The organism is Pseudomonas sp. P116, from assembly GCF_020149425.1.
Classification (GTDB): Bacteria; Pseudomonadota; Gammaproteobacteria; order Pseudomonadales; family Pseudomonadaceae; genus Aquipseudomonas; species Aquipseudomonas anatoliensis.
Genome location: NZ_JACVHB010000001.1, coordinates 47209 through 61362, shown reverse-complemented (window position 1 = coordinate 61362; position 14154 = coordinate 47209). Strand labels below are relative to the sequence as shown.

Annotated in this window: 15 protein-coding genes and 1 pseudogene; 10 read left to right on the top strand and 6 right to left on the bottom strand. The window is 59.5% G+C overall.

What is annotated here, in order from left to right; genetic code table 11:
- Nucleotides 1–2 precede the first annotated feature (2 nt).
- The 9 genes from ICA15_RS00290 to ICA15_RS00250 all read left to right on the top strand — a co-directional run bounded on the left by ICA15_RS00290 (nt 3) and on the right by ICA15_RS00250 (nt 5661).
- A complete protein-coding gene (locus tag ICA15_RS00290) occupies nt 3–476 on the top strand; it encodes a type II secretion system protein (RefSeq protein WP_150602298.1) in 474 nt (157 codons plus the stop codon).
- A gap of 5 nt (nt 477–481) precedes the next feature.
- Nucleotides 482–856 carry a type II secretion system protein gene (locus ICA15_RS00285; protein WP_150594830.1) on the top strand — a complete coding sequence of 125 codons (375 nt, stop codon included), beginning with the start codon at nt 482–484 and terminating at the stop codon, nt 854–856.
- Nucleotides 831–1370 carry a type II secretion system protein gene (locus ICA15_RS00280; protein ID WP_150602297.1) on the top strand — a complete coding sequence of 180 codons (540 nt, stop codon included), beginning with the start codon at nt 831–833 and terminating at the stop codon, nt 1368–1370. Before ICA15_RS00285 ends, ICA15_RS00280 begins: the two co-directional genes overlap by 26 nt.
- A complete protein-coding gene (gene csgE, locus ICA15_RS00275) occupies nt 1367–1759 on the top strand; it encodes a curli production assembly/transport protein CsgE (protein WP_150602296.1) in 393 nt (130 codons plus the stop codon). Before ICA15_RS00280 ends, csgE begins: the two co-directional genes overlap by 4 nt.
- Complete coding sequence (locus ICA15_RS00270) at nt 1756–2187, top strand: curli assembly protein CsgF (protein WP_150602295.1); 432 nt, start codon at nt 1756–1758, stop codon at nt 2185–2187. The genes csgE and ICA15_RS00270 overlap by 4 nt, the downstream gene beginning before the upstream one ends.
- Nucleotides 2188–2216: 29 nt before the next feature.
- Nucleotides 2217–3089, top strand: a complete 873-nt coding sequence (locus ICA15_RS00265) for a CsgG/HfaB family protein (RefSeq protein WP_047300539.1) — start codon at nt 2217–2219, stop codon at nt 3087–3089.
- Nucleotides 3090–3750: 661 nt separating this feature from the next.
- Nucleotides 3751–4467, top strand: coding sequence for a hypothetical protein (locus ICA15_RS00260; protein WP_150616540.1), 717 nt, complete (start codon nt 3751–3753; stop codon nt 4465–4467).
- 656 nt (nt 4468–5123) lie between these two features.
- Nucleotides 5124–5501 carry a DUF6124 family protein gene (locus ICA15_RS00255; RefSeq protein ID WP_210555533.1) on the top strand — a complete coding sequence of 126 codons (378 nt, stop codon included), beginning with the start codon at nt 5124–5126 and terminating at the stop codon, nt 5499–5501.
- A complete protein-coding gene (locus tag ICA15_RS00250) occupies nt 5494–5661 on the top strand; it encodes a hypothetical protein (protein ID WP_191626420.1) in 168 nt (55 codons plus the stop codon). The genes ICA15_RS00255 and ICA15_RS00250 overlap by 8 nt, the downstream gene beginning before the upstream one ends.
- Before the next feature lie 102 nt (nt 5662–5763).
- Here ICA15_RS00250 and ICA15_RS00245 read toward each other — a convergent pair.
- The 6 genes and pseudogenes from ICA15_RS00245 to ICA15_RS00220 all read right to left on the bottom strand — a co-directional run bounded on the left by ICA15_RS00245 (nt 5764) and on the right by ICA15_RS00220 (nt 12157).
- Nucleotides 5764–6034, bottom strand: a pseudogene (locus ICA15_RS00245) (type II toxin-antitoxin system RelE/ParE family toxin).
- A complete protein-coding gene (locus ICA15_RS00240) occupies nt 6024–6230 on the bottom strand; it encodes an antitoxin (RefSeq protein WP_150594836.1) in 207 nt (68 codons plus the stop codon). Before ICA15_RS00240 ends, ICA15_RS00245 begins: the two are co-directional and overlap by 11 nt.
- 304 nt (nt 6231–6534) lie before the next feature.
- Nucleotides 6535–7986, bottom strand: a complete 1452-nt coding sequence (locus ICA15_RS00235; RefSeq protein WP_210555534.1) for a curlin — start codon at nt 7984–7986, stop codon at nt 6535–6537.
- A 28-nt stretch (nt 7987–8014) separates the two neighbouring features.
- A complete protein-coding gene (locus ICA15_RS00230) occupies nt 8015–8479 on the bottom strand; it encodes a curlin (protein ID WP_150616537.1) in 465 nt (154 codons plus the stop codon).
- A gap of 67 nt (nt 8480–8546) precedes the next feature.
- A complete protein-coding gene (locus tag ICA15_RS00225) occupies nt 8547–10775 on the bottom strand; it encodes an Ig-like domain-containing protein (protein ID WP_210555535.1) in 2229 nt (742 codons plus the stop codon).
- Nucleotides 10776–10810: 35 nt separating this feature from the next.
- Nucleotides 10811–12157 (bottom strand): hypothetical protein, encoded by a 1347-nt coding sequence (locus ICA15_RS00220; protein ID WP_210555536.1) that lies wholly within the window; start codon nt 12155–12157, stop codon nt 10811–10813.
- Between the two features lie 376 nt (nt 12158–12533).
- Here ICA15_RS00220 and ICA15_RS00215 point away from each other — a divergent pair, with 376 nt between their 5' ends.
- The gene (locus ICA15_RS00215) at nt 12534–13982 is read left to right on the top strand and encodes a sensor histidine kinase (RefSeq protein ID WP_210555537.1); all 1449 of its coding nucleotides are present in this window, start codon (nt 12534–12536) and stop codon (nt 13980–13982) included.
- Nucleotides 13983–14154: the final 172 nt, after the last annotated feature.

The window sequence follows — 14154 nt, the reverse complement described above, 5'->3', positions numbered from 1 at the left end:
TCATGAACGCCTCTCAGCGCGGTTTTACCTTGATCGAAGTCGTGGTGACGCTGGCCCTGATTGGCTTGCTGGCGAGCATGGCCGCACCGTTGACCGAGACCCTGGTGCGGCGTGGCAAGGAGCAGGAATTGCGCACCGCGCTGTATCAGATTCGCGATGGTATCGACGCCTACAAACGCGCATTCGATGCCGGTTACATCGAGAAGTCGCTAAACAGCAGCGGCTACCCGCCGAACCTGAAAATACTGGTCGAAGGCGTGCGCGATGTGCGCAGTGCCAAAGGCGCCAAGTTCTACTTTCTGCGCCGTATCCCGCGTGATCCGCTGGTGCCGGCCAAACGTGATGACGAAGGGGGTTGGGGCGTCCGCGCCTACAACAGTTCGGCTCAAAACCCGCGCGATGGCGAGGACGTTTTCGACGTCTACTCCGTGGCACGCGGCAAAGGCCTCAACGGCATCGCCTACCGCGAGTGGTGAACCTCATGCGCCGCGAAAAAGGTTTTACCTTGCTGGAGCTGATGGTGGTGATGGCGATTATCGCCACGCTGATGACCATTGCGCTGCCGCGCTACTTCAACAGCCTTGAAGCATCGAAGGAAACCACGCTGCGCCAGAGCCTGTCGGCGATGCGCGAAGCGCTGGACCACTTCTACGGTGACACCGGTCGTTACCCCGACTCCATCGAGCAATTGATCGAGCAACGTTACCTGCGCAACGCACCACTGGATCCGATCACCGAACGCAAAGACCAGTGGGTGCTGATCGCGCCACCGGACGGTGTGGCGGGCGGCGTGGCCGACATCAAGAGCGGTGCTACCGGGAGGGCGCGTGATGGCAGCCAATATGCCGAGTGGTAAACACGCGCAGCAGGGCGGTTTCACCTATCTGGGCGTGCTGTTCCTGATCGTCGTGATGGGCATGGGCCTGGCCAGTGCCGGCGAATTATGGTCGACCGCGTCTCGCCGCGATCGCGAGAAGCAATTGCTCTGGGTCGGCACCCAGTACGCCCAGGCGCTGCGCAGCTACTACCGCAGTTCGCCGGGCCTGGCGCAGTACCCGAAAGAGCTTGCTGACCTGCTCGACGATCAGCGTTTTCCCGAAGCGCGGCATCACCTGCGTCAGCTCTATCCGGACCCGATCGGCCAAGGCGAATGGGCATTGCAGCGCGGTTTTGACGGGCGCATCACCGGTCTCAACAGCCCTTCGACCGAGGTGCCGATGAAGCAATCGGGTTTCCCCACGCAGTGGTCGGATTTCGAAGGCATGCAGCGTTATTCGGACTGGCAGTTCGTCGCTGAAAAAGCCTTCCTCGACGGCACCAGTGGCCCGGCCAAGGGACAGTCGAACTTGCCGCAGGCGTTGCAACCATGACTCGCCAATGGTGGTGCGCGCTGGCCCTCACCGTGGTGGCGTGCTGCGCCCATGCCGGTGAAGAAGATGAATTGATGGGCTTCATCGTCGACGACACGATCTCGCACATCGGCCACGACTTTTATTACTCGTTCAGCGAACGCCTGCGCGACACCAGCAAGATGGATTTCAACCTGGTGGTGCGCGAGCGGCCCGACGCGCGCTGGGGCAGCCTGGTGACCGTGGAATATCAGCAACGCCTGGTTTATCGGCGCTTCCTGCCGCCGAATACCGTGGAACTGAAGGACGAGGCCTACGCGGCCGCCGACTGGGTTCGACGCCAGGTTGTCCAGCGCAAGCTGGAGGCACTGTTGCAGGACACCACCGACCTTGAGAAGGACGAATTATGAAAACCACAACGTTCTCACGGCGCAGCGGATTCTGGATCTCGGGGTTGTTGGTCGGCCTTGCCAGCGCTGCCGCCGTCCAAGCCACCGAGCTTGTCTACACGCCGGTCAATCCGTCGTTCGGCGGCAACCCGCTCAACGGCACCTGGCTGCTCAACAACGCCCAGGCGCAAAACGATCACGACGACCCGGACCTCAAGAGCCGTTCGAGCGTGGCCGGCACTTCGGCGTTGGAGCGCTTCACCAGTCAATTGCAATCGCGGCTGCTAGGGCAGCTGCTGGACAACATCTCCACCGGCAACACGGGGAGCCTGTCCACTGACTCTTTTATCGTCAACGTCATCGACGACTCCGGGGCACTGAGCATTGAAGTGACCGATCGGGTGACCGGTGAAATTTCGGAAATTCAGGTGAACGGCCTCAACCCATGACGGGCTGACGGTTCCGGGGAGTGCTGGACATGAAAAAAATAATCGCGCTAGGGCTGATGTTGGCGACATTACAAGGGTGCAGTCTGCGCGAGCCGATGTCGGCCGAGCAGGACACCGAAACCCCGACCCTGACACCACGGGCGTCGACCTACTATGACTTGCTGAAGATGCCGCGGCCCAAGGGGCGCTTGATGGCGGTGGTGTACGGTTTTCGTGATCAGACCGGGCAGTACAAGCCGACGCCGGCCAGTTCGTTTTCCACCAGCGTGACCCAGGGCGCGGCGTCGATGTTGATGGACGCGATGCAGGCCAGTGGCTGGTTTGTGGTGCTGGAGCGTGAAGGGCTGCAGAACCTGCTGACTGAGCGCAAGATCATTCGCGCGTCGCAGAAAAAGCCCAATACCCCGGTGAATATTCAGGGTGAGCTGCCACCGTTGCAGGCGGCGAACATGATGCTTGAGGGCGGGATTATCGCTTATGACACGAACGTGCGTAGCGGTGGGGAAGGGGCGCGGTATCTGGGGATTGATATTTCCCGGGAGTATCGGGTGGATCAGGTGACCGTGAATTTGCGCGCGGTGGATGTGCGTAGCGGGCAGGTGTTGTCGAATGTGATGACCAGCAAGACGATTTATTCGGTGGCGCGCAGTGCCGGGGTGTTCAAGTTTATCGAGTTCAAGAAGTTGCTTGAGGCCGAGGTGGGTTACACGACTAACGAGCCGGCGCAGCTTTGTGTGTTGTCGGCGATTGAGGCGGCGGTGGGGCATATGGTGGCTCAGGGGATCGAGCGGCGGTTGTGGCAGGTGGCGGGGGACAGTTCTTCGCCTTCGCAGGATGATGTTTTGAATCGGTATTTGAGTCAGAACAAAGTGGATCCGGAGGCTGAGGCTGACGCTGAGTGAACATGGCGGCCTTTGGGCCGACCAGGTTCTTGTTGATTGAGTACATATCCGTTGCTGCGGTAATGGCTGCTTAGGGTTTCGCCCTTACGGCGACTCACTTTTTTTACAAACGCCTAAAAAAAGTAAGCAAAAAAACGCTTGCTCCTACGTGCGGCCCGCTCGCTGAGGCTCGGGGTTCCTTCGCTCCGGGATCGATCCGGGCGCAGCGCCTACGGTTTGCTTCGCTGCACCTCCTCTCGCTGTGTTTGGCTGCGCCAAACGGTCGCTGCGCTCCCACGCCCGGATCAATCCCGGAACGAAGCCTTCCGACGTCGCTGGTGGATCAAGATCAAGAGCAGGCGAGCTGACACTCGGCCTAATGGCGGGCGCGTTTACTGTAGGAGCTGCCGAAGGCTGCGATCTTTTGCTCTTGCTCTTGCTCTTGCTCTTGCTCTTGCTCTTGCTCTTGCTCTTGCTCTTGCTCTTGCTCTTGCTCTTGTAGGAGTGAGCCTGCTCGCGATAGCGGCTGACCGCCGCCCCATTCCTGTCTGAATACACCGAATCCAAACTGTAGGAACCAGTCTGCAGGCAATGCCTCACCTGCAGGCGCAGGCGAGATTTTTGGGAGGGGTGACGTTAGAATGCCATCACTTTCGCAACGCAAATCAAAAGGAATGAATAAGTGCTCATATTGTTCGGGCTGGTGTTTGTGCTGACCGTCGTGTTTGCCGTTTATGGGGTGGTTGGCCTGATAGCACCGAAGGTATACAGGAACAAAAAAACCGGCAACGTCCCTGGCCGGTTGAGCAGTTTTCTGACGGGGATATTGCTGACGTCGCTGTCCTTCGCTCTTCTGACCTATCTCTCAACCCAAATTCAGCACGCCGGTAGATCTGAGGTGGTGTCCGCCAGCGCCAACCGCAACGCTGCACCTTCAGCAACCTCGTTGGGGCTGACTGCTCCCGAATTCCATGATGCGTTCAACGCTGCCATTGGCCGATACGATAAAAGTTTTAAAATCGCCGACTTTGAAGTACGGACAGGTGGAGCCCAGCCGACGTTCTTGTATCAATTGAGCAAGGATCTGCTGATGCAGGGAACCATTGATACTAATGATGCCAATGTAGATGGCGTGACCCTGATGATTTTTTCGCCGAGCGGAAGCGAGGAAGAGCAACGGCGGATATTGACCGTTTTGCTTGCGACGACTGAGGCACTCAACCCTGATATCCCGGTGGAGGAAAACAAGAAAATCGTCATGGACGTGTTCCATGACTCTATTGCGAATTTCAACTCCAAGCTGGGCGTCCAGCGGATAGTCGGCGACCTGACTTACTCATCGATCACGCTTGAATACACGGGAATGTGGTTCGTTATCACAAAGAGCAACAAGAGCTGAGTGTTCACCAGCACATAAACATCCGCGACCTTTTCATCAGGAAGTCGCGGATTACCAATATCAAATTCCCCGCTATCGCAAAGCGTTTGCCTGGCACCGCCCATCCTTTATGAATGCATCCAATCGGTGTGGGTTCTGATTTTGCTTTTCTGTCGGAGCTGCGGTGTGACGATTCGACTTGCCAGCGATGGCGGCCTGACAGCCGGCCAATTTCTTGGGGTTGTACGCATCCCTGTAGGAGCTGCCGCAGGCTGCGATCTTTTGATCTTGCTTTTGAAAAATCAAAAGATCGCAGCCTGCGGCAGCTCCTGCCTTTGCGTATTTCAATTCTGGATGTTTAACGGTGTTTCGAATTCGCGGAACCTTCCCACAATGTTTTCAGGTTGTCCGTCGGACGTCCGGTCTCTAGCCTGTGTTCGTCGCTGCCAAATCAGCGACCGGGATTGGAAACCCCGACGTGAACCGAGCGCATTAGCGCTTTTCATGACGTATGCTTGCGCACCTTTATTGTGTGCACTCCGTTATGGCGGCTGTGCGCGGGAGACCTTCGGGTCAACCGGGTTCTCCGTTCCCCGGGTTTCCAGCCTGCGTACAGCTGCCACCTATTCGTTCGGAAACCGAATGGGCCAGCTCCACTTCAGGATCGGAGATTCACCATGAAAAAACCAACACCCAACCCGCCAGAATCCGAAGCCACCCCCGACACCACATCCCCCTACGCCTCAGTCGACAGCAAAAAACTCCACGAAGCCGCCGACCGCGCCCTCGATTTCTACCTCAACCCCACCGCCCACATCATGTCCAGCGCCAACGAGCCGGAACCCATGTACCTCGCCAACCCCAGGTACAACAGCGAATCCCTGCTCGCCAACGCCAGCGAAACCCTCGGTTCGGCCAGTGAAATGCTCAACAACTTCGCTGCTTTGCTGCCGCCCTCACACCGCAAGACCGCGCTCGGTATTGCACAAGTCGTGATGCTGGGTGAACTGGCCGTCAATCAAGCCCTCGATCACGTCGAGTTGAAGGATGGCTAATTCCCCGAAGATTCAAAACGATCAGGAAGTAGAAAAGCGCCGTCTGACCTTGGAAGCGTTGGCCGATGTGGATGCTGGTCGCGTTATTGATGATCAAGCAGTGCAGGACTGGGCTGAATCTTTGAGTTGCCCGGAATCACCATCCAAGAGTTCCCCATAACTCAGGAAGGATGGGAAACAAAAAACGCGATCCTCGAAAAGGTCGCGTTTTTGTCGTTAACAAAATAATTACGTTTGATCTGCCGGCATTTTTCGGTCTGCGTTATGGATATTCCTGACGCGCACGCAAAATGCTCAAAATATTTATCCGACCCACCACTTGATAAATGATCAGGTAGTTGGGGGTGCACAACCATCTCGCGAGTGCCGGGCGCTCGACCTATTCGATAGAGGTGTGGATGTTGAGCAAGGGTAACCGTAGCACCTTCGATAGCTTGGGAAAGTCTGTCAGCCGCTACTAAGTTCCGGTCACTGATGTAATCAAGGATTTTCAGGAGTTCAGCCCGAGCTTCGGGCTGCCACTCAACCTGCATCGTATTTTTTACGCTTTGCTTCCATTAGGGCACGCATCTCGACCATAACCTGATCATTTGGAATGCTCGGTCGTGGATCATTCATAGAAGCCTGCACTTTGGCGATCAACCAGCGATCATAGCTCGCAGCTTGCTCTTCAAGGTCAAGATCTGAAACGACTGGGCACAGTGGGTCGATTAAAGACGGGTCGATCATGGCACCTCCGGGTTTAATGCCTCGAAGTCTATTCGGTAAAGCATTTGCTGTCGTCGCTGGCTGGATGAATAGCACGTTGGTCAAGCTCCATGAGGATCAATTTGTCCCGAAGAATCCTAGACGCCGTACTTCCGACGGCCAACCGCCAGAAGTGGTAGGAAAACACCACCGATTTACTAAAAGCTTTCTTTTTTCTGTAGGACTCGGCTGATCTGACAAGCCTCGCGTGTGGTTACGTCAGCCTACAAAAAAACCGCGACCCCCCCCCTTAACCAGAGAATCGCGGCCCATCAACACCCAACCCTTACTGCTGCAAAACACTCGCCTGGTTAGCCGACCCAAACTGCTGAATATTCGCCGTCTGCGTAACCCCACTCTGATCGACATTGGCGATGTTCCCCATCCCCCCCTGGGTCACATACGCCACGTTCATCGTATCCGCCTGCTTAACAGTGATCATGTTGTCGCTGCCATACAGCTGCGCGGTGTACGCCTGGTTGCCAGTCCCGGATTGATCAAACTCAGCACTGTTGCCGGTGCCGTTCGACGAGCCCTGCACCAGGTTGGTAGTCCCGCGCTGGTCGGCGATGAGGATGTTGTCGCTGCCGTTCTGATCAAAATACAACTCGTTGTAGGAATCAGCCTGACTGACCGTGGTTTTGTTGCCGGTGCCAGTCTGGCTAGTGTTCATGATCTGGCCGACCCCATCCTGAGTGAAGTTGGCGATGTTGCCACTGCCGGCCTGGGTGACCGTCGCGCGTTGGGCGCTGCCGAACTGGCCACCCGATTGCGGGCCTTTCCAGTTGCTGGCGTAGACCTTGTTGTCGTTGCCAACGGAGGTGGCGGTCAGCACGTGGCTGTCGCCGTTCTGGTAGGTGAAGTGCACGTTGCCGTTGCCGACTTGATAGAGCGCCAGCGTCGAGTTGACCGACTCGAACTGGTCGGCATAGATCGCGTTGGTATTGCCGATCTGGGTGACGGCGGCGTTGTTGTTTTCGCCGAAGCTTTGGTCGACCACGGTTTCGTTGCTGTCGCCGTACTGGTTGACGGTAGCCTGGCTTGCGAGTTGCGAGTCTTGCCAGATTTCGGTGCCGTTCATGCTGCCGAATTGATTGATGGTGATGTTGCCGCCAGTGCCATTGCGCTGGTCGCCATAGGCGTAGTTGCCTTCGCCGGCCTGGTTGATGCCGATTTGCCCACCGTTGTGGAGGATTTGCTCGGCGGTGCCGTAGTTGGCGGTGCCGTATTGGGTGATCACTGAGCTGTTGCCCACGCCTTCGTAAAGTTGTTCGATGTTGGCTTCGTTGCTGTCGCCGAACTGCAAGGTTTTGCCTTCGCTGCCGTTCTGCGAGTCCTGATAGACGAACGAGAAGTTGCCGGTGCCTTGCTGCTGTTGCAGCGCCTGGTTGCCGGCGCCGAAGCCGAGCGACTGGCTGGCGTGGCTGGTGTTGAACGCTCCGACCTGTTGCTGGGTGATCACACCGTTGTTTTCGAACAGTTGCTCGGCGTAACCGGCGTTGTAGTCACCAACGGCATCTTGGGTGATGACGCTGGTGGCGTTGTCTTGCACGGCAGCGGCGTCGTTGCCTTGACCGAGCTGGGTCTGGGTGGCGGTGCTGAACGGGGCCTGTAGCTGTTTTACATCGGCGATGTTGGCGGTACCGGCCTGGTTCTGGGTGGAGAGGCTGTCGTCGGCCATGGCCTGGGCACTGATCATGACCAGGATCGCGGCGGTGAGGGGCGTCAATTTGAACATGATGATATCTCCAAGGGGTTGCAGTGCTTTAGCGGTATTGCTTGACCGAGACGCTCATGCCGTTGCCCGACTGGGTCACGGCGCTTTGCAGCCCCGCGCCGGCCTGGTCGATGCTGGCGTCGTTGTTGTTGCCGTTTTGCGAAATCTGCGCGCGGTTGTGGCTGCCGTTTTGCGTGATCGAAGCGGCGTTGCCGGAACCGTTCTGGGTGATCAAAGCCATCAGGTCGCTGCCTTGTTGCAGGATGTACGCCTCCTGGTTGCTGCCTGACTGAACGATCCGCCCAAGCAGCGACTGACCGTTCTGAGAGAGCAGGGCGACGTTGGCCTGGCCGATCTGCTCGATCAGGGCTTGCTGGCCCACGGGGGGTGGCAGTTCGCCGAGGTCGATGCTGGTGGGCGCCAGGTCATCGTTCTCCATCAAGTCGTCGGCGCGTACACCCGCACTGGCGCACAAGGCGAGCAGGCAAAGCAGGGTGGCGGTCGGCGTGTTCATGGCGTTGTCCTGTGTTGATGTGGCCGAGCCTTTGCCCCACCCACCGGAAGGTGGGCGGGGCGCAGGGTCAGAGTGTGTTTACCGAGACCGTGCGCACGGTGCCTTGGGACGAACGGATGGTTGCGGTCGGATTAGCCGATGGCACTATCAACGTGTTGGCCAGCGTCAGCCGCCAGCGTCCGGTCAACGGCACCGTGGTCGTGCCCAGCGTTACCAGCCCGGTCGGGGTGGTGACTTGCACAGTGATGGTGTTGCCAGTGGTCACTGAAGAAGTGCCGGTGAAGTCCCAGTTGAAGCGACCGCCGGAACGCGCCTGCACGGTAGAAACGGTGACCGCGAAGTTTTCCGTCGCTGGCCGTGGCGACACTTGCACCGTGACCGTGGCCGGCGTCGACAGGGCGCCTACGCTGTCCCGGGCGATGTAGGTGAAGGTCGTGGTGAACGCCGTGGTCACGGTGGCCGGTGGGGTGTAGTTGATCACCGTGCCGTCGGTGTTGACCGTGCCGCGGCCGACAGCCGGTTGGGTCAGGCTGTTCACTGCCAGTGGTACGTTGCCTTCCGGATCGCTGTCGTTGGCGAGCACGTTGATCGGGATGGCTACCCCTAAAGTGGCGATGCTGTCGGCTACGGCGGTCGGTGCCTGGTTCGGCGCGACAGTAATCGTCACGTTCGCCGGGTTGGCCGAAGCCAGGCCCTTGGCGTCCTGCGCCTTGTAGGTGAAGGTGGTGGTCAGCGGTGCATTCACTACGGCTGGCGGGGTGTAAACCACCGATGTGGTGCCATTGAGGACGACGGTGCCTTGGCCGGCCGCCGGTTGCGTCAACGCGGTGATACCCAGCGGTGTGTCGCCGTCAGGATCGCTGTCATTGGTCAGCAGATTGAGGGTGACTGGCACACCGAAACTGGTGGCGCCTGCGTCAGCGACGGTCAGCGGGGCCTGGTTTTCACCGGTGTCCGGCGCATTGCCTACGACCACGACGGCTTCGGTGTCACTGCCGCCAGCGGCGGACTTCACCGTCACGGTGGCCGGTGGCTGAGTCAGGTCGGCGACGGTGATGCGTTGCAGGGTGCCGGTTTTCGACAGGCGTCCGTAGCCCTGGGCAACCATGTCCGGGATCGCCACTTCATCGGTCGATGTCGCTTCGATCAGCAGGCTGTGGTTGGCCCAGTTGTAACGTGCAGTCTGCACTTTCACCACGTCGGTAAGTTTCGCCGACACGGCGGTTGGACGGGTCGTTCCGGTCGGGTTGGTCGCGGTCACAACCACCACCGGTGGGACTGCGCCAGTACCAAGGCGTTGGCCGAAGAACAGTCCGTTGTTGTCGCCCAACAGATTGGTCTGGCATGGCGTCAGCGGCGGACCAGGGAGCAGCGCGACGCTTTCGCGAAAGCACAGGGTCGAGCTGTTATCAGCCTTGGCAAACACTTCAGCGCGCACGCCCGCGGCGGTGCGACGATAGGTGGCGCGGTCGATTTCGACCTGGGTTTGCTGACGGTTGTCGAGCACTTTGCCGGACAGGCTGAACACTGTGGACTGGATCGTCCCGGCGGGTCCGGTGATGCGCAGGAAGTTGGTGTTGAAGGGGCTGCCGGTCACCGCTTCGTTGAGGTTCGGGTCGCCGACGAAGGTTTCCGTGGCGCCGGTGTCAGGGTTCACTTCGGTGTAAGGGCCGTTGACGCTGCGCAGGAACGGCCCGATTGCGCCACCGACGGCGCCGCTGAAATTGCCCGGCGCACCAATGCCGATGTCGCGAGTGATGTTGATCGCGCGGCGGCCCGGCGTGGTGACATTGACCGTTTCGACGCCGTACGGGTGAGTGATGGTGTAGGTGCCGGCAACCGGGACGTTCACCCGGATACGGATCCGCGCGAAGCTTTGCTGATCACCGTCCGCCGGATTTTCCGAGGCGAACGCCGCTTCGATCCCGGCCACGTAGGCGTCCACGCCATAACCGGCGCCATTGTCGGCGATGGTGGTTTCGGCGAGAAACCAGAACGCTTCCGGCGGCCAGTTATCGGGGAAGATCATCGGCTGGGCATCGTCGTAGATACCCGGCTCAGCCAGCAGAATGCACATGTACGACGGTGGATTGCTGGCCGGTACCCGCGAGCTGGCAGCGCGCGACTGGCAAAGCTCCATCGAGAGCTGGTTTTCGTCCTGATACCACATCGGGAATTTCCCGGTGGCGAAGGTGTAGGGGCCGGGGTCGACGGCGGCCAGTTGCGCGTACGCACTGCCGGTCAGTGAAAGAGCAAGCCCGAGCGCGTTGAGCGCGAAGCGTGGCCACTTGTTCATGATGCCTCCTGATACGGATCTGGGCATGTGAGCGTTCATTGCACGATGACCACTTCTTCGGTATCGCTGCCGCCGTTGGACGACGTCACCAACACCCTGGACGGTGGAATCGGCGAGATCCCGGTGGCCAGGGTTTTCACCGCGCCGTCGCCGCCCAGCGCACCGATGGCGGCGCCGCTGCCGGAGGTGGCGGTGAGTACGGGTGGCGACGTTTCGTCACTGGTCGAAGCGACCACGGTCAGTTGCCCGGAGCTCAGGCTGTACTGGGCGCTCTGGATAATCACCAGATCGGTCAGGACCATCGGCAGGGTGGTCGGCGTGCTGCTGGCGATGGCCAGGTGGTTGTCGGCGATCACTTGCAACGTGGTCGGCAAGGTCGGGTTGAGCGAAGATTGCGCGTACCAGCTGCCGGTGCTGTTGGCTTCGGTCATGTTCAGCACTGGGGTGCTGCTGGTGATTGCTGCGGTGCCGGGCGCTGGCGGTGCGAGGACAAACACGTCTTGCTGGGCCACGGGTGCGCTTTCACCGGCCTTGCGCGAATAGGTGCTGCGCTGCGGGATCATTGGCGTTGGTCGCACCACGGTCGACAGCTTGCCGGAGACGGCAAACGTGGTCGTGCGTAAATCCAGACCGTTAGGCCCTTCGATCCGTACGTAATTGGTGTTGAACGGACTGCCGGTGACCGCTTCGCTGAGGTTCGGGTCACCAACGAATTGTTCGGCGGCGCCGGTCAGCGGGTTGGTCTCGGTGTACGGCCCGTTGACGCTGCGCAGGAACGGCCCGATGTCGCCCTTGAGCGCGCCATCGTAGGTTTTCGGCGAGCCGATGCCGATGTCGCGGGTCATGTTGATCGCACGCCGGCCGGGGGTGTCGATGTTGAACACGTCGACGCCGTAGGGGTGGGTGATCACGTAGGTGCCGGCAGTGGGCACATCGACGCGAATGCGGATTCGCGCGAAGCTGACCTGATCGCCTTCGACGGGTTCTTCAGCGGCGAACGCGGCTTCGATGGCGCTCACGTAACCGAGGTCAATCCCGCGTGCCGCATCGACCAGTGCAGTTTCACCGGTGAACCAGAACGCTTCATCGGGAAAGTTGGTGGGGAAGACAATCGGCTGCGCGTCATCGAACACACCGGGGGTCGGCAGCAGCGAGCACATGTACGAAGGCGCGCCGGGTGCGCTGGGCACCCGAGAACTGAGCGCTTTGGACAGGCACAGCTCCAGCGTGCGACCGTGGGTGTCTTGATACCAACTGGCGAAACCGCCGGTGGCCGGGGCGTATGGGCCGGGGTCAACAGCAAACAAGGCGGCCTGGGCAATGCCCTGGGCCAATGCGCTCACGACCAGGACGGTCGCGGTTTTGGACAGTAAAGGGTGCATGAGTTAAGCCCTCTATCGAAGTACCTGCCCCTTGGGGGTGGGTCAGTTGCAGAGGGCCTGTACACCTTCCATGCCAAGGTCTGGCGAATAGGCTTGAAAGGCTCGGATTAGAGGGGTTTGTCAATAAGCGGTCGGGCGATACAGCATTCGGGGGATAGGGCATGAGTCCCCAGCATTGGGGCCGGTGGGGCACCCCTGTAGGAGCTGCCGAAGGCTGCGATCTTTTGATTGTGAAGATCAAAGGATCGCAGCCTCGTTTCACTCGACAGCTCCTACAGAAGGTTTTTGGTTGATCGGGAAATTGGGGCCCCCGCATCCGGGCAAACACCCAACCGTGGGCTATAACCCTATAGGGAAGTTTCGGGAAGTCGCCGCCATGAACATGCAGTCGAAATCACTTCCAGTCGATGAGAGCAGCCTGCGGCTGGGCTCGCGCAAGCAGCCGTTCAATCTGTTGCGCTGGTTTTCGTTGATCAGCATGGCGGTGATCGGCACAGTCGCCGTTGCGCTCGGTGCGGTGTCGACCCGATTTGTGATTGAGGAGAGCGTGCAGCGCGATGCGTTGCTGACGGCGCAGTTTATTCAGGCCATCGCTTCGGCCGAGGTGCGCCACGTTGCGATTCCCAATGTGCGGACCATGGGCGAATTGCTCGATCCGCGTCAGGACAAGGATTTTCCAGACGTCAATCCGCAAGCACGGGCCGATGCGCGGGGCGAGTTTCTCGATCACATCGAGCATTTGCCGGATGTGATTCTCGCCAATATTTACGCGCCCGACCGGCGAGTGATCTGGTCAACCAACCGCGAGCTGATCGGCACCAGCATTCATGCCGATGAAGACCTCGATCGGGCCTTTAACGAGAAGATTCCGGTGTCGGCCAGCTATCACGGCGTCGAAGAGGACCGCGCCGAGCAGAAATTCGTGGTTCCGCCGCAATACATCTTCATCGAGAACTACATCCCGCTGTTCGACGCCGAAGGCAAAAATGTCACGGCGATGGTCGAGATCTACAAGGAACCCAAGGACTTGATCGCCCGCATGGAGCGCGGCATGGTGCTGATCTGGCTGGCCACGGCGCTTGGCGGCGGGCTGATTTACCTGGGTTTGTTCTGGATCGTGCGGCGCGCGGCGATATTGTTGGCGGCGCAGCAAAAGCAACTGATCGCCAACGAAACCTTCGTCGCGCTGGGCGAGATGTCCTCGGCAGTAGCGCACAGTCTGCGCAATCCGTTGGCGACCATCCGCTCCAGTGCCGAGCTGGCGCTGGAGTTCGATGCCGGGCCGGCGGAGAAAAACATCAAGGACATCATCGGTCAGGTCGACCGCATGTCGCAGTGGGTGCGTGAGCTGCTGCAATCCCTGCGCCCCCTCAACGATGATCCTGAGCCGGTAAACCTGGTGGCCGCGCTGTACGAAAGTCTGGTCGCCTTCGAACAGCAGATCGCCAAAAACCAGATACACGTGGCGTTTCATCCGCAGAACACGCCGATGGTGCTCAGCCAGCCGGTGCAACTGACGCAGATCCTCAACAGCCTGCTGGCCAATGCCCTGGAAGCGATGGACAAGGGCGGCACGCTGACCATTAGCCTCGAACCGGCCGACAACCGCAGCGTCTGCGTGGTGCTCAGCGACACGGGCAAAGGCATGAACGAAGAACAACGCAGCCTGGCCTTCCGTCCGTTCTTCACCACCAAACAGGGTGGGCTCGGCGTCGGCCTGGTGCTGGTCAAACGGATCATGGAACGCTTTGGCGGCGGCGTGACCCTCGACAGCCGCGAAGGTGAGGGCACCACCGTGCGTCTGGCGTTCCAGCTCATCCATTAACGCCCATCGGGTGCCTGTCGGGTTGCCCCCGCGGATGGCGATGAAGTGGGCAGATCTGCTTTCTCGACACTTGCCCCACTATCGGGTGATCGTCCCCATTCGTCGCGTGGCGAGATAGTGGTCTGTTCCGCTAACGTCATGTTTTACAGGTAATTACCGAATTGGCGAGTTA